Below are 15241 nucleotides of genomic sequence, written 5' to 3' on the forward strand. Positions count from 1 at the left end.
CAACCCCCTCCCTCACTTCGCGGTGCTGACGATTTTGATGACGTCGCCTTCGGACAGGTCGTGGTCTTCGCCGATCCGGCGGTCCGACCGGGCGTCGACAGCGTGGAGGTAGCCCTCCCCGATGTCGGTGTGGATGGCGTAGGCGAGATCCGGCGGCGTCGACTCGCGGGGCAGGAGGACGGCGTCGGGCAGGACATTCCCGCTTCCGTCGGTCCATTTCGTCTCGTTTTGCACCGGAAAGACGGTGATGCGATCGAGCAGGTCGTAGACGGCGTGGTCGATGGCGGCCTGCACGCCCGTGCCGCCGTACGTCTCCATCACGTCACGGATGCGGTTCAGGCCCTCGCGCTGGGCGTCGGTCACGTCGCCGATGATTTCGAAGTCCGTGTCCCCGGGGTCGTAGTCGACGACGCCGGCTTCCGCCGCGGTGCGCAGGGCGAGTTCGCCGTCCGCCGTCGCGGGGATCACGGGTTTGTCCGTCTCGCGGAGGCGCCGCATGTTCTCCGGCGGCGCCACGTCGGCCTTGTTGGCGACGACGACGAGGGGTTTGGTGCGCGCGCGAATCTCGCGGGCGAGTTCGGCGCGATTCTCGTCGGTCCACTGGATCGGGTCCTCGGGGTAGTCGAGCGTACGGAGGCTGGCAGCCACGTCGGCAACTGTCGCTCCGAACCCCGTGAGCAGTTCCGTCAGCGCCTCGTCGATGTCGAACTCCGGTGATCGGGACTTTCGCTCGACGGACTCCCAGTTGCGGGAAATGATCCCCGCGAGCCACTGGTCCATCTCGCGTTCGACGAAGTCGACTTCCTCGACGGGGTCGTACGTGCCGACTTCGACGGGGTCGCCCTCGGCGTTCGTCCCGCCGGAGGCGTCGACGACGTTCAGGATGGCGTCCGCGTTCGTGAGTTCGTCGAGAAACTGGTTGCCGAGCCCCTTCCCCTCGTGGGCGCCCGGCACTAGCCCCGCCACGTCGAGGAGTTCGACGGGGACGTACCGCTTCCCGTCGTGACAGCGCTCGTTGCCACACCGCTCGTCGCGGGCGAGACAGGGACACTCCGTGCGGGCGTGGGTGACGCCGCGGTTGGCGTCGATGGTGGTGAAGGGGTAGTTCGCCACGTCGACGTCCGCGCGCGTCGCCGCCTTGAAAACCGTAGACTTGCCCGCGTTGGGCTTGCCCGCGAGCGCGAGAGAGAGCATAGTGGACTCTGGTCGGTCGCGGGGAATTTAGTTTCGGTCGACTCGACGCGGGATCGGTGTTGGTGGTAACATTTACGCAGTAGAAGATACTACCGACCGTATGGCCACGTCGGTGAAGATGGACGACGACACCAAGGCCCGTCTCGAACGGCTACAGGCCGAAATTCGGCTGCAAACGGGGAGAAGAGTCACCCAGCAGGAACTGCTGGCGCGACTCGTCGAGGAGGCAATCGAGTCCAAGGCCGACCTCGTCGACTCGTTCCGCGAGGAGCGCGTACCCCTCGCTGACGCCGAACGCGAAGCGTTTCACGAGGGGATGGTCTCCTCCGGGACTACGACGAGCGAGGAGGACATCGACGACGTGCTGTACGGATGAGCGTCCTCGTCGACACGGGCGTGTTCTTCGCGCATCACGATACGGACGCGGAGCGACACGAGGCGGCCGTCGACGCGTTCGACGAACTGCTCGACGGGGCGTACGGCCAGCCCTACACGAACGATTACGTACTGGACGAGACGGTGACGCTCACGCGGACGCGAACGGGATCGTTCGGGGCGGCGAACACCGTCGCCAAGCGAATCCTCGGCGACGGATCGTTTCCACAGACCGTCGAGACCTTACACGTCGAACCGGACGACGTTCGGGCGTCGCTCGCTGTCTTTCGTCGGTACGACGATCACGACCTGAGTTTCACCGACGCGACGATCGTCGCGCAGTGTGAGTCGCGGGGCATCGACGCCGTGTTGAGTTTCGACACCGACTTCGACGGACTCGTCGACCGCATCGAACCGGGACGGTAAACGGCTCGTCGACTCTCAGTCACTCGATCTCCCGTTTCGCCTCGGGCCGAACGATCCGCATCTCGCCACGCGACCGAATCGAGCCGTCGACCACCGCGTCCTCGTGGAGTTCGAGGTCGGTACAGGAGACGTCGCCGAGGACGCGCACGCCGTCGGCCAGTTCGACGGTGCCGCCGCGGGTGGTCACGTCGCCGTGGATACGGGTGCCCGACTCGACGGCGATGTCGCCGCGGGCGCGCAAACTCCCGAAGACGTTGTTGTCGGCGCCCATGTCGATGGATTTCGCGCGGACGTTGCCGTGGAGCCGACAGCCGTCGCCGACGTGGGCGGGCGTCGACACCTGCCACGAGTCGTCGGAGACGTCGCCGCCGCGGGGGATCACCAGCGGGTCGTCGGGGGCGTCGCCGCCGAGAGCCTCCGCGATTTCGTCGGCGGCGTCCGTCTCCCCCACCCGCAGGAGTTGCGAGAGGACGATGAAATAGAAGACGAGCGTCGGGACGGGGTTCCGGATGACGATCCAGCCGTTGGCCTCGAACCCCTCCTCTATCTCCACGTCGTCGCCGATGTCCAGGTCGCCCGAGACCATCAGCTGTCCGCCGACGTGGACGCGTTCGCCGAGGTAGGCGTCGTCGCCGACGAGGACGTTCCCGGCCACGTCACACCACATATCGAGCCGGCAGTCGCCCTCGGCCTCGATGTCGCCGCCGAAGCGGACGCGCTCGCCCGCGACGACGTTGCGGCCGCGGACGCCGAACTCGACGGTGCTCTGCCCGCCGACGATCACGTCCCCATCGACGACCAGGTCGTGCTCCTCGACGGTCGTCCCGTCCGGAATCTCCAGCGCATCGAGGGGGTCCCTCCCGAGTGCCACGCGGGTTCTTTCGCACTTCTCGTATTAAAACGGCCGTCAGACGCAAGGCTGACGGTGTGGCCGTCGACGGCGAGGAGCCACGCTCCGTGGCCACGGACGCCGCCGACGCCCGCGTGACGGCAGGGTTTTTTGCGGCCGTCGACTACGGCCCGCCATGACCGCGCTCTCCTTCGACGAGAACGGCGTCGACGTCGTCTACGAGGGAACCGAATTCCGACTGGAGAAGTCCCTGATCGAGGAGGCGGTCGGGAAGTCGTACCCGGACGTGACCGACCACGAGGTGTTACAGATGGTCGAGAAAAGCCCCGCACTCAGCGGCGAACCGCGGCGGATCGGCGATATTATCCGCTAGGTACGCTCCACGCGGTCGGTCGTCGTCACCGAATCGAGCGAGGTGCCGAAGCGTTCCTCGATACCGATTCGGAGGATGGATTTCGCGATGGCGGCGCCGCCGCGGAACGGATCGAGTTTCGTCTCGCCCGCTCGCTCGTCGTAGTCGATGGGCACCTCCGTCACTCGGTCGTTGCGGGCGACGGGACGCATCAGGAGTTCCGCCGAGAGGCCCGTATTCTCGGTCCACTCGATGCGGTGGAGCAGGTCGCGCCGGTAGGCGCGCATCCCCGTCGTCACGTCGTGGAGTCGGCGACCGAGGAGGACGCTGGCGAGACCCGCGAACGCGCGGTTCCCGAGTCGGTTGAGCGCCGGCATCGTCTCCGGGCCGGGCGTGATCCGGTCGCCGCTCACCACGTCGTACCCCTCGTTGATGCGGTCGAGAAAGTCCGGAATCCGCTCCATCGGGTAGGTGTCGTCACAGTCGGTGGTGACGATCACCGGCCGATCCGGCGTGAGGACGGCCTCACGGACGGCGACGCCGTAGCCCTGTGGCTCCTGTTCGATCACTCGGGCACCCATCCCGCGCGCAATCGCCGGCGTCCGGTCGCTCGATCCGTCGACACAGACCACCTCGGCCCGGCCGTCGGTCACCCGGTCGATGTCCGCGAGTACGCTCCCGATGGCCTCCTCCTCGTTGTACGTCCCCATGACGACGGCCACGTCGTCGACGGTGTACTCGTCCATATCCGTACCAACGAGTCCCCGTACTTGAGCGTTTAGGTTTGCCTAAAACGTCGCGTCGGCGGGACAGCAGGTGTCGTGGAGGCGTGTCGTGACCAGATCGGCGAGTCGTTCGAGGTTCTCCGTGTCCTCGCGGTTGTACGAGACGAGCGTATCGAGGGCGTCGTCGTCGCCGCGTTCGTACTCCCGCCAGAGGCGGACGGCGTCCTCGCCGGAGATGTCGGGGCGGTCGCGGTCTATTCCCACAGCCGTCTCGATGCGCTTGAGGCCGCCGGTCAGGTCGAGGCGCCGACAGGGGTACATCAAGTCGAGGTGGGGGGCATCGATGGAGAGCGGGAACGACTCCTCGAGGAAGGGCACGTCGAAGCGGGCGCCGTTGAACGAGACGATCAGCGGGGCGTCCGCGAACTGCTCGCGGAGCGCCCCGGCGGTGAGGTTGTCGCCGCGGACGAGCGTCGTCGTCTCGCCGTCGCGGTAGCAACTGACCGTCGTCACGTCGTTGCGCGCGGCGTCGAGGCCGGTGGTCTCGATGTCGAAGAAACAGGCATCGTCGCGGAAGTTCTCGTAGAGACGCCAGCGCTCGCCGGCGGGGAAGGCCTCGTCGAAAAAGCGGGCGTCGCCCCGTCGGAGGTGGTCGGTCGCCACGTCGACGAAGTCGTGGATACGGTCGGCGGTCGTCGGACCGACGACGGAGCCGTCGAACGCGTCCCAGTGGGTGACGCCGGCCTCCCAGAGGCGGCGCTCGGTCGTCTCGCCGACGCCCCGGATCGGGATGAAACTGTTCTCGATGCGCACACCGGTAGTGGTGAGCCGGGGGTCAAAAACGTCGCGTTTACGCGAACGGCGAGGGCGAACCCAGCCCGGGCGACCAGCCGTCGGGTTTCAACTGAACGTACGCCCGCGCGCCGATGGCGACACCGATCAGGCCCGCCACGGCGCCGAGGGCGACGCTGACCGCGGTGACGACGAGCGTCGGCGCGCCGACGAATCCGAGCAGGATGCCGGGGACGGCACTCGCCAGTCCGATGGCGAAGATGACGAGCAAGAGGAGAAAGACGGCGAGTCGGTCCCCCTTCGTCAGCTCCCAGCCGGTCCGCAGGGCGTCGATGGCGTTTCTCTCCTCGACGATCACCTCGAACTGGACGAAATAGAGCGCCACGGCGAGGTAGATGCCCGGGATGACGAGCAGGATTGCACCGAGGCCGATCAACACGTTGACGACGAAGCCGGCGACGAGGGCGTTGAGCACCACCCACGGCAGGTGGCTGGTCAGCCCCGTCGGGAACGACGCCCGGGCGTCGCTGACGAACGTCCGGATGGCGACGACGCCGACGACCTGTGCGAGCACGACCTGTGCCAGAAAGAGGGCAACCGCGACGGGGAGGCTCACGTCGAGGGCGAATGCGCCTCCGCCCATCCCGGGCGTCGTCGGCGCGGTGGCGTCGGCGGGTATCGTCGTCTGGAGGGCGTCGACGACGGCGCGGCTGAGTGTACTCCCGATGACGGTCGATATCGTGCCGATGGCGAGGTACACCGCGAACAGGATGGCCGCGACGCGAGTCGGGAGGCGGGCGAGTCCGTCCTCGAGGGCAGCGGGGATGTCGAGCGACATGAGGGCAGGTCGACGGACTCGGCCGACGGACAAATAGGTGCGGGACACGGCGCCGTCGTCGCTCGCGACGCCGGCGTGTGCCAGGGGCACACGGCGGCCGGGACGGCCGACGCTTAATACCCTCGCTACGGAAAGGGGGACGAATGCTGGCAGACACCAACGTCGCCCTGGGCGTCACCGGGAGTATCGCGACGGTGAAGACGGTGGAACTCGCCCACGAACTCCGCCGGGAGGGGGCGAGCGTCCGCGCCGTCACGACGCCGAGTGCGACGGGCATCGTCCATCCCTGGGCACTGGAGTTCGCGACGGAGCGCCCGCCGGTGACGGAGATCACGGGCGCGGTCGAACACGTCGCCCTCTGCGGGCGCGAGGGCTGGGCCGACGTGCTCCTGATCGCGCCCGCGACGGCGAACACGGTGGGAAAGATCGCCGCCGCCGTCGACGATACGCCCGTGACGACGTGTGCGACGACCGCCCTCGGCGCCGGGGTGCCGGTCGTGATCGCTCCCGCGATGCACGAACCGATGTACGACCATCCCGGCGTGCTAGAGGCCATCGACGCCGTCGAATCCTGGGGCGTCGACTTCGTCGACCCGCGGATCGAGGAGGGGAAAGCGAAGATAGCGAGCGAGGACGCCATCGTGACCGCGACGGCGCGGGCGACGACGCCAGCGACGCTTTCGGGCCAACACGTCGTCGTCACCAGCGGCGCGACGACGGAGTCGATCGACCCCATCCGGACGCTCTCGAACCGCGCCTCCGGGCGGACCGGCCGCGCCGTCGCCCGCGCCTGCTACGTCCGGGGCGCCGACGTGACGCTCGTCCACGACGGCCCGGACGTGCCCTACGCCGACGTGCGCCGCGCCGAGAGCGCGGCCGCGATGCTCGACGCCGTGAAGTTGGCGGTCGGCGGCGACGGTGTCGCCCCCGCGGACGCCCTCGTCTCCGCCGCCGCCATCTCCGATTTCACGGTCGAGACGGCACCCGAGAAGATCCGGTCGGGCAAGCCCCGGACCCTCGATCTGGAGCCGACGCCGAAACTGCTCGATACCGTTCGCGACGCCCATCCCGACCTCACGATGGTCGGGTTCAAAGCCGAGACGAGCGGCGACGACGACGCGATGGTCGCGCAAGCACGCGCGCTCCGGGACCGGGTGGGTCTCGCCTTCGTCGTCGCCAACGACGCCACGGCCGTGATGGGCGGGTCGGGGACGCGGGCGCTCGTCGTCGATGACGGGGTCGAGACGTACGCGGGATCGAAAGCCGGCCTCGGCGACCGCGTCGCGGACGGGGTCGCGGCGGCACTGGAGTGATACGGTTTGCTGTGAGTCCGCACTGGTGGCTCGCCACGGCGGGCGAACCACCAGTAACTACGTACAGAAATCCGTCTGCGGAATTCGTCGGTCCCGGGCGGTGTCACGGCCCCGACGGGTGTTGTATAGCAATAGTTATCAAACCGGAACCGAACGCTACAGAGTGACAAGAATGAACGGGGGAGCCACCGCTAGAATCGCCGGAGGTCGACCGCCAGATGGCGGCTGACGCGCGCGACGTGCTCGTCCCCGTCGGCGACTCGGAGACGCTCCGACGGTCGGTCACGTACGCGGTCGAGCAGGCACACGAGACGGCAGTCGAGTCCGGCGAACCGACGACGGTACATTTCGTCTTTCCCGCCCGGTGGCGCATCTTCGAGACCGACCGATCGGCGGTCGACGCCGCAACGTCGCTACTGGATCGGGTCGTCGCGTGGGCCGAGGAGGACCTCGACGACCTGATCGGCGAGGACGAACCGCCGACCGTCACGTTCGACGCGGGAACCGTCGGAACGGGCGAGTACGTCTTTAGCCCCGCCGACTTCGCGGACGTGGTCGGCCGGTACGCCGACGCGAACGGCGTCGGACGGATCGTCGTCGACCCCTCCTTTCGCCCCGGCGGGAGCGTCCCGATCCTCCGGTCGTTCGAGGAGGAACTCGTCCAGCGGGGGTTCGACGTACTGGAGGCACCGGTCACGCGTCGCACCCGCCGCCGCCTCCCCTTTACCGAGATCGGACTCCCGGAGTTCGCGCTGATATACAGCGTCTCCTTTCTGTTCTATCTCGCCCTCGGTGGCTGGAAGATCACCGACCCGTACGAACTGATCACCGGCGTCGTCACCGCGAGCGTGGTCACGCTGACGCTGTCCCGCATCGCGCTCAAAAGCGAACTGCCGAAGCTCCGGTTCGTCGGCGTCTCGGTCCTTCGGCTGGCGGCGTATACGCCGATCCTGCTCTGGGAGATCGCGAAGGCGAACGTCGCGCTCGCGTACGTGGTGTTGCATCCACGCCTCCCAATCGACCCGCGGATCGTCGAGTTCGACGCCGCGGTCTGGGGCGATATGCCCGTCACGACGCTCGCCAACTCGATCACGCTGACGCCGGGGACGCTGACGATAGACGTATCCCGTCAGCATTTCCTCGTCCACGCCCTGATCCCCGACGCCGAGGACGACTTACTGGAGGGGACACTCGAACGACTCGTGCGCTTTGTCTTCTACGGCCGCGAGTCGGCGCGTATCGCCACGCCACGGGAGCGACTCGAAGATCAGGAGGGGGACGCGTGATCGCCTCGCTCCCCCTCGTCGCCGCCGGTGGCCCGGACGTGACCATCTCGTCGACGTTCTCGGCCGTTCTGCTGGCCGCCGCGGGGGCCTTCGCCCTCTTCGCGGTCGTCCTCCTCTACCGGGTGGTCCGGGGGCCGACCACACAGGATCGCATCGTCGCGATCAACGTCGTCGGGACGAACACCGTCATCGTCATCGCCCTGTTGAGTGTCGCCTTCGGCGAGTACGGCTACCTCGACGTGGCGCTAGTGTATGCCCTGCTCAACTTCGTCATGAGCATCGCCGTCTCGAAGTTCACCGTCGAGTGGGGAGGCGTCATATGACGCCGCTGGAACTCGTCGCGACGGCCTTCATCGTCGTCGGGACCTTCTTTGGCCTCGTCGCAACCATCGGGATCATCCGCCTGCCCGATCTCTACTCGCGCCTGCACGCGGCGTCGAAAAGCGACACGCTCGGCTCCGTCCTCTCGCTCGCCGGGCTCGCCGTCGTCCTCGGCCTCTCCACCGAGTCGGTGAAGCTCGTCTTCCTGCTCGTCTTCCTGTTCGTGACGAGCCCGACCGCCGCCCACGCCATCGCCCGCGCCGCGAAAGAACAGGAGGTCGAACCGATCGGAGAGGGGTCGGTGCCGTGGATCGACGACACGGAGGAGGGCGACGGATGAGCCTCTCGCTTCCCGTCGCGGCCGTCCTCCTGTTCATGCTCGGGAGCGCGCTCGCGGCCGCCGTCCTGCGCGACGTGGTCGGCAGCATCGTCGCCTTCGCCGGCTACAGCTTCGGCGTCGCCGTCCTCTGGGCGTTCCTCCGTGCCCCCGACGTGGCGCTCACCGAGGCGGCCGTCGGGGCGGGCATCACGACCGTCCTCTTTTTGCTCACCATCGCCCGAACGAGCGTCTCGCGCTCCGAACGGTTCGAGGGCATCAGTCTCCGCTCCGGGCTCGCCGTCGTCGCCATCGTCGTCACCGTCGGCGCGACGGTACCGGCGCTCCCCCCGGTCGGCGCCGCGGGCACCCCGATCCTCTCGGGCGACGTGAGCCAGTACTACCTGGACAACGCGTACGAACAGACCGGCGTGACGAACGTCGTGACTGCCGTGCTCGTCGGCTACCGCGGGTTCGACACACTCGGCGAGGTGGCCGTCGTCTTCGCCGCCGGCATCGCGATGTTGCTCGTCCTCCGGCGGGAGGCGTTCGTATGAGCGAACGCGACGCCGACGCCCCGACCGATCGCGGGGGGACGCTCACCCGTCCCGCCGCCGAGCGCCCGCCCTACGTCGAGAGCACGATCATCATGACGACCGTCCGGGTGATCGCCCCCTTCGTGTTGACCCTCGGCGCCTTCGTGATGCTCCACGGCGCGAGTTCGGCCGGCGGTGGCTTCCAGGGCGGCGTCATCGCCGCGACGACCGTCGTCATGCTCGGGTTCGCGTTCGGGATCGAACCCATCGCCGCCCACCTGCGCAACGAGCATCTCGCCCTCCTCGTTCTCTCCGGAGTCGGCACCTTCCTGCTCATCGGATTCGGCGGCTATCTCGTCGGCGGCAACTTCCTCCAGGTGTCCGGATACGAGCGCCTGTTCCATCATGGTAGCAAGTACAGCATCGAACTCGTCGAAGTCGGCATCGGCGTCGTCGTCTCGGGGGTCATCACCGGCCTCTTTTTCCTGCTCGGGACGGGCGTCGACGTCTCCCGTGACGCGAACGAACCCGAGAGGGAGGAGGAGTCGTAGATGATCGACCTGATCACGACGAAGTACACGTACCTCGTCGTCGTGGCGCTGCTCGCCATCGGCGCGTACGTGATGATCGAGAGCGACAACTTCGTGAAAAAGATCATCGGCCTGAACGTGTTTCAGACCGGCATCTTCGTCTTCTTCATCTCCGCCGCCTTCCGCACGAGCGGGAAGTCACCCGTCGTCCAGTCCGGCGGCGGTGGCGGCCCGTTCGTCTCGCCGCTTCCCCACGTCCTGATCCTGACGGCCATCGTCGTCGGCGTGAGCCTGACCGCCGTGGCCCTCGGCCTCGTCGTCCGCGTCTACGAGAGCTACGGCACGGTCAACGAGGACACCTTAGAGGAGGTGCTGGCGAATGACTGACGCGCTCGTCCCCCTCCTGGTCGCGGTGCCGCTTCTCGGCGCCCTGTTCGTCGTCGCGGCGGGGCTGGTGAGCGAACGCGGCCCGCCGGCGGTCACCGCGCTCGTCCTCGTCGCCCAGACGGCGCTCGCGGGCTGGATCGGCTCGCGAGCCCTCCTGACCGGCGAACTGTCGAACGCGGTCGGCGGCTTCGTCGCTCCGTACGGGATCGAACTCGTCGTCGACGGCCTCTCGGCGGTCGTGGTCGTCCTCGTCGCCGTCGTCTCGCTCGCGGTCCTCGTCTACACCGTCCACGACGACCCCGGCGGCACCGCCTTCTACACCGAGTATCTCCTCCTCGTCACCGGCCTGACGGGGATGTCAGTCACCGGCGACGTGTTCAACCTGTACGTCTTCCTCGAAATCTCGGGACTAGCGACCTACGCACTCGTCGCGAGCGCCGGCACGGGTCGCTCCGCGGTGTCGGCGCTCAAATACCTGCTCTTCGGCACCGTCGCCGCCTCCCTGTACCTGCTCGGCGTCGGCTACGCGCTGGTGGCGACGGGAACGCTCAACATGGCCGACCTCTCGGTCAAGCTCGCCCAAGTGGGCTACGACTCGCCGCTCGTGCTCGCCTCTTTCGGCTTCGTCGTCGTCGGCCTCGCGACCAAGACGGCGCTCTTTCCGCTGCACACCTGGCAGCCCGACGCCTACAACGACTCGCCGGACAGCGTGAGCGCGCTTATTTCGGCGCTCGTCTCGACGGTGGCCGCCTACGCCCTCCTGCGGATCGTCTACACCGTCTACACGCCTGCGTTCTTCGAGGCCGTCCCCGTCGCCCGTGATGCGCTCGTCCTCTTCGCGTGCGTGAGCATCGTCGTCGGGAGCATCCTCGCCGTTGCCCAGTCCGAGGTGAAGCGGATGCTCGCGTACTCCTCGGTGTCGCAGTACGGCCTGGTCGTCGTCGGACTAGCTATCGGGACGCGGGCGGCGGTGTTTGGCGCCATCGTCCACCTCGTCGGCCACGCGATCATGAAGGGTGGCCTGTTCGTCGCCGCGGGCACCGTCGACGACCTGACTGGCGCGACGACGGTCGAGGGGTACGCCGGCCTCGCCGATCGCTTCCCCGTTCTCGGCGGGGCGAGCGCCGTCCTCATGCTCGCGATGGTGGGCGTCCCGCCCGCCGTCGGCTTCGCCGGGAAGTGGTATATCGCGCTCGGCGCCGTCCGCGCGGGCGTCTGGCCCGTCGCGGTCGTTATCTTCGCGTCGACGCTCCTGACGCTCGCGTACTTCGCCATCCTCGTCGAGCGGATGTTCGTCGCGCCGGCGTCGCCGAGCGTCCGGGCCGCCACCGACGGCGGCGCCGAACGCCTCGGCGGCGCGGCCACCCCGCCACGCCGCCTTCTCGTGCTCGTCGTCGGCGCCGCCGTCGTCGCCGTCGCCCTCGGGTTCGCCGTGACCGGCCTCGAAACCGCGCTCGAACCGACACTCGATACGCTCCTCTCATGACCGACATCGCCTCACTCAGACCGGCTCTGGCCGTCGCCATCGCGGCGGTCGCCGTCGTACCGATCCTCGCCTCCGGCCGCCGGCCGAACGTCCGCGAGGGCTGGACCGTCCTCGCGGCGGCGGGCGCCTTCGCCGTCGTCGCCAGCATGCTCCCCGCCGCCATCTCCGGCACCACGTACGTCTCCACGTTCGGCACCTTAGTGGCCGGCGTCGAACTCTCACTGCAGGCCGACCCGCTCGGCCTCCTCTTCGGGACCGTCGCGAGCCTCCTCTGGCTCATCACGAGTTTCTACAGCATCGGCTACATGCGCGGGCTCTCCGAACACGCCCAGACCCGCTACTTCGCGGCCTTCGCCGCGTCCGTCGCCGCCGCCCTCGGCGTCGCCTTCGCCGACAACCTCGTCACCATCTTCGTCTTCTACGAACTCCTGACGGTGGCGACGTACCCGCTCGTTACCCACGACGAGACGGCCGAAGCGCGGGCCGCCGGTCGCAAATACCTGGCCTACACCTTCGGGGGCGGCGTCGCCGTCCTCGCGGGGACGGTCATGATCGCCACGATGACCGGCACCACCGCCTTCTCCCCCGGCGGCATCGCCGGCCTCGCGAACGCCGACCCCGTCCTCGCGCGGGCGGCCTTCGTCCTCCTCGTCTCCGGTTTCGGCGTCAAGGCGGCGCTCATGCCCCTGCACTCCTGGCTCCCCGACGCGATGGTGGCGCCGACGCCCGTCTCGGGCCTCCTCCATGCCGTCGCCGTCGTCAAAAGCGGGGTGTTCGGCATCGCGCGCGTCCTGCTGGACGTCTACGGCGTCGACCTCACCGCCTCGCTCGGGATGGGCCTCCCGCTCGCCATCGTCGCCGCCGCGACGCTCCTCCTCGCCAGCATCATCGCGCTCAGACAGGACAACCTCAAGCGACGGCTGGCGTACTCGACGGTGTCACAGCTCTCTTACATCGTCCTCGGCCTCGCCATCCTCGATCCCACCTCCATCGTCGGCGGCTTGCTGCACATCCCTGCTCACGCGTTCATGAAGCTCACCCTCTTCTTTACCGCCGGCGCCATCCACGTCGAGACCCACACCGACGACATCAGCGAGATGGCCGGCATCGGAAAACGGATGCCGCTGACCATGCTCGCTTTCGGTGTCGCCGCGGCGGGCATGGCGGGTATCCCCCTCGTCGCCGGCTTCGTCAGCAAGTGGTATCTCCTGATCGGGAGCGTCGACGCCGGCCAGTCGGTGTTCGCCGTCGTCCTCCTGCTCTCCGGCGTCCTCAACATCGCGTACTTCTGGCCCGTCTTCTACCAGGCCTTCTTCGAGAGCGAGGACGCCGCCGACGCCAAGCCACTGATCGAGTTCCCCCTCGGCGGCCAGGAGTGGTCGATCCGGCCCGAGGAACCGACGTACGACCCCGACCCGGTGACCGACGGGGGCCCCGCGAGCGACGCGAGCGGGGAGTCGTCGGAACATCGGTCCGACGGAAGTCCCGCGAGCGACGCGAGCGGGGAGTCGTCGGAGCATCGGTCCGAGGGTGACGAGGTGGTCGAAGAAGCGCCTCACGGCGGGCAGGAGAGCCACCACGGCGGCCCGCCCGCCGAGGGCTGGGAGCGCCGCGGCTGGCGCGGCGGCGAGAGCACGTGGTTCATGCTCGGCCCCATCCTCGCCGCCATGACGGGCGCCGTCGTGCTCGGGGTGATTCCGCGGACCGCCGTCTTCCTCCGCCTGATCGAGGTCATCGTCGCCGCGGCCACGGGGGTGAGCGTCTGATGGCCAGCCCACTGACTGCCGTGCCGCCCGTCGTCCTCGTCCTCGCAGCGGCGCTCGTGGCCGGCGTCGCCGGGGATCGGCGGCGACTCGGCCACCTCGTCGGTGGCGGCGTCACGGCCATCGTCACCGTCTGGATCTGGCTCGTCCCGGCGGGCACCCACCTCACCGGCCAACTGTTCGGCTTCGACGCCGTCTTCTTCGCCGTCGATCCCTTCTCGCGGCTCGTCGGTCTCGTCTTCGCCTTCATCGCCACCGTCGCCGTTATTTACTCGTGGGCGACGGGCGCGGAGTGCAAGCAAACGGCATATGCCCTCACCTACGTCGGCTCCAGCCTTGGCGCCGTCTTCGCCGGCGACTGGCTGACGATGGTCGTCTGGTGGGAGCTGATGGCCGTGACGAGTACGATCCTCGTCTGGGACTACGGCGGCGAGGCCGTCCGGGCGGGCTTTCGCTACGCCGTCCTGCACGGCATCGGCGGCAGCCTCGTCCTCGCGGCCATCGCGTGGCACTACGTCGAAGTCGGCTCGTTCCTCTTTACCGCCGCCGACGGCATGGTGGGGACGGTGCCACAGCTTCTGGCGGCGATCGGCATCGGCGTCAACGTCGGCTTCATCGGCCTGCACGCGTGGCTCCCCGACACCTACCCCCGGCCACACATCGCTGCCAGCGTCTTTCTCTGTGTCTACACCACGAAGACCGGCGTCTACGCCATGTATCGGGCGTTCCCCGAGGGCAACCTCTGGATCGCCTACATGGGCGGGGCGATGGCCGTCTTCGGCGCCGCCGCCGCCCTCCTCCAGAACGATATGCGCCGCCTCCTCTCCTATCATATCCAGTCACAGGTTGGCTATATGGTCGCCGGCGTCGGCATCGGCAGCGCGCTGGCACAAGCAGGCGCATTCGGCCACGTCTTCAACCACATCCTCTATAAGAGCCTTCTGTTCATGACGGCTGGCGCAGTGGTCTACCGCACCGGCGAGGAGAACCTGAAGTATCTCGGCGGCCTCGCACGGAAGATGCCCGTCACCTGTGTGGCCTTCACCGTCGCCGCGCTCTCTATCGCCGGCTTCCCGGGCTTCAACGGGTTCGTCAGCAAGGGAATCGTCATCTCCGCCAGCCACTACACGTTCGTGAAAGGGCCACTCGTCGTCGGCGACTTCTACACGCTGGAGATACTGCTCCTGATCGGCGGCGTCGGAACCTTCCTCTCCTTCATCAAGTTCGGCTACTACGCCTTCCTCCACGGGCCGTACGAGGGCGGCACCGTGACGCCGGCGCCGCGGACACAGCAGGTCGCGATGACCCTCGTCGCGGGGCTGTGTGTGTTCTACGGCGTCTTCGACGGGGCGCTGTTCGGTCTGCTACCGTTCGACGTGACCGACGGGGCCGTCGTCGACCACGTCTATCACACCTACACGGTCGTTCACATCCTCGAGGGCCTCGCGCTCGCCGCGGCGGGCGTCGTCGGCTTCGCCCTGTTGAGAAAGCCGCTGTCGAAGGTGGGACGCGTGCCCGACGTGGACGCCGCGTACAACCCGCTGGCGTTCTACGGGACGCGCGTCCTCGTCCGTGGCGTGACGGAGACGTACGCCGCGGTGGACCGGGTCGCCGTCGTCGCCGCGGACGCCGCCGCCGACGTTCGCACCGACCCCGAGATGCTCTCGCGGTACCGCGCGAACATCGGAGGAAGCATCTTCATCCTGATGATCGTCCTCGGCGGCGTGCTGGCGTGGTTGGGGATCGTCTGA

18 protein-coding genes are annotated in these 15241 nt (G+C 68.1%); 13 read left to right on the forward strand and 5 right to left on the reverse strand.

The window, feature by feature from the left end:
- Positions 1-12: 12 nt before the first annotated feature.
- Complete coding sequence (locus HALNA_RS11665; protein WP_049936543.1) at positions 13-1194, reverse strand: redox-regulated ATPase YchF; 1182 nt, start codon at positions 1192-1194, stop codon at positions 13-15.
- 100 nt (positions 1195-1294) lie between these two features.
- Here HALNA_RS11665 and HALNA_RS11670 point away from each other — a divergent pair, with 100 nt between their 5' ends.
- Both HALNA_RS11670 and HALNA_RS11675 read left to right on the forward strand, forming a co-directional pair.
- Positions 1295-1570 (forward strand): hypothetical protein, encoded by a 276-nt coding sequence (locus HALNA_RS11670; protein ID WP_049936544.1) that lies wholly within the window; start codon positions 1295-1297, stop codon positions 1568-1570.
- Positions 1567-1995, forward strand: coding sequence for a type II toxin-antitoxin system VapC family toxin (locus HALNA_RS11675; RefSeq protein ID WP_049936545.1), 429 nt, complete (start codon positions 1567-1569; stop codon positions 1993-1995). The genes HALNA_RS11670 and HALNA_RS11675 overlap by 4 nt, the downstream gene beginning before the upstream one ends.
- Positions 1996-2014: 19 nt before the next feature.
- On the opposite strand, the gene HALNA_RS11680 is transcribed toward HALNA_RS11675, so the two are convergent.
- Positions 2015-2866 carry a polymer-forming cytoskeletal protein gene (locus HALNA_RS11680; RefSeq protein WP_049936546.1) on the reverse strand — a complete coding sequence of 284 codons (852 nt, stop codon included), beginning with the start codon at positions 2864-2866 and terminating at the stop codon, positions 2015-2017.
- A gap of 154 nt (positions 2867-3020) precedes the next feature.
- Here HALNA_RS11680 and HALNA_RS11685 point away from each other — a divergent pair, with 154 nt between their 5' ends.
- Entirely contained in the window at positions 3021-3218 is a 198-nt protein-coding gene (locus tag HALNA_RS11685) for a DUF5800 family protein (protein ID WP_049936547.1), read from the forward strand.
- Here the strand turns inward: HALNA_RS11685 and HALNA_RS11690 are convergent.
- Genes HALNA_RS11690 through HALNA_RS11700 form a run of 3 tightly spaced genes read right to left on the reverse strand, consistent with a single transcriptional unit; the run spans position 3215 to position 5552 of the window.
- Positions 3215-3943, reverse strand: coding sequence for a dolichyl-phosphate hexose transferase (locus HALNA_RS11690; protein WP_049936548.1), 729 nt, complete (start codon positions 3941-3943; stop codon positions 3215-3217). The genes HALNA_RS11685 and HALNA_RS11690 overlap by 4 nt on opposite strands.
- A gap of 42 nt (positions 3944-3985) precedes the next feature.
- Positions 3986-4735, reverse strand: coding sequence for a ribonuclease H-like domain-containing protein (locus HALNA_RS11695; protein ID WP_049936549.1), 750 nt, complete (start codon positions 4733-4735; stop codon positions 3986-3988).
- A 37-nt stretch (positions 4736-4772) separates the two neighbouring features.
- Positions 4773-5552, reverse strand: a complete 780-nt coding sequence (locus tag HALNA_RS11700; RefSeq protein ID WP_169719038.1) for a hypothetical protein — start codon at positions 5550-5552, stop codon at positions 4773-4775.
- Between the two features lie 143 nt (positions 5553-5695).
- Between HALNA_RS11700 and coaBC the strand changes: the two genes are divergently transcribed.
- The 10 genes from coaBC to HALNA_RS11750 all read left to right on the forward strand — a co-directional run bounded on the left by coaBC (position 5696) and on the right by HALNA_RS11750 (position 15241).
- Entirely contained in the window at positions 5696-6865 is a 1170-nt protein-coding gene (gene coaBC, locus HALNA_RS11705) for a bifunctional phosphopantothenoylcysteine decarboxylase/phosphopantothenate--cysteine ligase CoaBC (protein WP_049936551.1), read from the forward strand.
- A gap of 218 nt (positions 6866-7083) precedes the next feature.
- A complete protein-coding gene (locus tag HALNA_RS11710; RefSeq protein WP_049936552.1) occupies positions 7084-8151 on the forward strand; it encodes a monovalent cation/H+ antiporter subunit E in 1068 nt (355 codons plus the stop codon).
- Complete coding sequence (locus tag HALNA_RS11715) at positions 8151-8474, forward strand: cation:proton antiporter (protein ID WP_394324597.1); 324 nt, start codon at positions 8151-8153, stop codon at positions 8472-8474. Before HALNA_RS11710 ends, HALNA_RS11715 begins: the two co-directional genes overlap by 1 nt.
- Positions 8471-8812 carry a monovalent cation/H(+) antiporter subunit G gene (mnhG, locus tag HALNA_RS11720; protein ID WP_049936553.1) on the forward strand — a complete coding sequence of 114 codons (342 nt, stop codon included), beginning with the start codon at positions 8471-8473 and terminating at the stop codon, positions 8810-8812. Before HALNA_RS11715 ends, mnhG begins: the two co-directional genes overlap by 4 nt.
- Complete coding sequence (locus HALNA_RS11725; protein ID WP_049936554.1) at positions 8809-9345, forward strand: DUF4040 domain-containing protein; 537 nt, start codon at positions 8809-8811, stop codon at positions 9343-9345. Before mnhG ends, HALNA_RS11725 begins: the two co-directional genes overlap by 4 nt.
- A complete protein-coding gene (locus HALNA_RS11730; protein WP_049936555.1) occupies positions 9342-9875 on the forward strand; it encodes an MnhB domain-containing protein in 534 nt (177 codons plus the stop codon). Before HALNA_RS11725 ends, HALNA_RS11730 begins: the two co-directional genes overlap by 4 nt.
- A complete protein-coding gene (locus tag HALNA_RS11735) occupies positions 9876-10241 on the forward strand; it encodes a sodium:proton antiporter (protein WP_049936556.1) in 366 nt (121 codons plus the stop codon).
- Entirely contained in the window at positions 10234-11727 is a 1494-nt protein-coding gene (locus HALNA_RS11740) for a proton-conducting transporter transmembrane domain-containing protein (protein WP_049936557.1), read from the forward strand. Before HALNA_RS11735 ends, HALNA_RS11740 begins: the two co-directional genes overlap by 8 nt.
- Positions 11724-13493, forward strand: coding sequence for a proton-conducting transporter transmembrane domain-containing protein (locus HALNA_RS11745; protein ID WP_049936558.1), 1770 nt, complete (start codon positions 11724-11726; stop codon positions 13491-13493). The genes HALNA_RS11740 and HALNA_RS11745 overlap by 4 nt, the downstream gene beginning before the upstream one ends.
- Entirely contained in the window at positions 13493-15241 is a 1749-nt protein-coding gene (locus tag HALNA_RS11750) for a Na(+)/H(+) antiporter subunit D (RefSeq protein ID WP_049936559.1), read from the forward strand. Before HALNA_RS11745 ends, HALNA_RS11750 begins: the two co-directional genes overlap by 1 nt.

The sequence above is a fragment of the Haloplanus natans DSM 17983 genome (genome assembly GCF_000427685.1).
Lineage (GTDB): Archaea > Halobacteriota > Halobacteria > Halobacteriales > Haloferacaceae > Haloplanus > Haloplanus natans.

What these genes read in the sequence shown, in the direction of transcription:
- HALNA_RS11665 (WP_049936543.1), bottom strand. Translation starts at nt 1,194, where the DNA reads ATGCTCTCTCTCGCGCTCGCGGGCAAGCCCAACGCGGGCAAGTCTACG.
- HALNA_RS11670 (WP_049936544.1), top strand. Translation starts at nt 1,295, where the DNA reads ATGGCCACGTCGGTGAAGATGGACGACGACACCAAGGCCCGTCTCGAA.
- HALNA_RS11675 (WP_049936545.1), top strand. Translation starts at nt 1,567, where the DNA reads ATGAGCGTCCTCGTCGACACGGGCGTGTTCTTCGCGCATCACGATACG.
- HALNA_RS11685 (WP_049936547.1), top strand. Translation starts at nt 3,021, where the DNA reads ATGACCGCGCTCTCCTTCGACGAGAACGGCGTCGACGTCGTCTACGAG.
- HALNA_RS11690 (WP_049936548.1), bottom strand. Translation starts at nt 3,943, where the DNA reads ATGGACGAGTACACCGTCGACGACGTGGCCGTCGTCATGGGGACGTAC.
- HALNA_RS11700 (WP_169719038.1), bottom strand. Translation starts at nt 5,552, where the DNA reads ATGTCGCTCGACATCCCCGCTGCCCTCGAGGACGGACTCGCCCGCCTC.
- coaBC (WP_049936551.1), top strand. Translation starts at nt 5,696, where the DNA reads ATGCTGGCAGACACCAACGTCGCCCTGGGCGTCACCGGGAGTATCGCG.
- HALNA_RS11710 (WP_049936552.1), top strand. Translation starts at nt 7,084, where the DNA reads ATGGCGGCTGACGCGCGCGACGTGCTCGTCCCCGTCGGCGACTCGGAG.
- mnhG (WP_049936553.1), top strand. Translation starts at nt 8,471, where the DNA reads ATGACGCCGCTGGAACTCGTCGCGACGGCCTTCATCGTCGTCGGGACC.
- HALNA_RS11725 (WP_049936554.1), top strand. Translation starts at nt 8,809, where the DNA reads ATGAGCCTCTCGCTTCCCGTCGCGGCCGTCCTCCTGTTCATGCTCGGG.
- HALNA_RS11730 (WP_049936555.1), top strand. Translation starts at nt 9,342, where the DNA reads ATGAGCGAACGCGACGCCGACGCCCCGACCGATCGCGGGGGGACGCTC.
- HALNA_RS11735 (WP_049936556.1), top strand. Translation starts at nt 9,876, where the DNA reads ATGATCGACCTGATCACGACGAAGTACACGTACCTCGTCGTCGTGGCG.
- HALNA_RS11740 (WP_049936557.1), top strand. Translation starts at nt 10,234, where the DNA reads ATGACTGACGCGCTCGTCCCCCTCCTGGTCGCGGTGCCGCTTCTCGGC.
- HALNA_RS11745 (WP_049936558.1), top strand. Translation starts at nt 11,724, where the DNA reads ATGACCGACATCGCCTCACTCAGACCGGCTCTGGCCGTCGCCATCGCG.
- HALNA_RS11750 (WP_049936559.1), top strand. Translation starts at nt 13,493, where the DNA reads ATGGCCAGCCCACTGACTGCCGTGCCGCCCGTCGTCCTCGTCCTCGCA.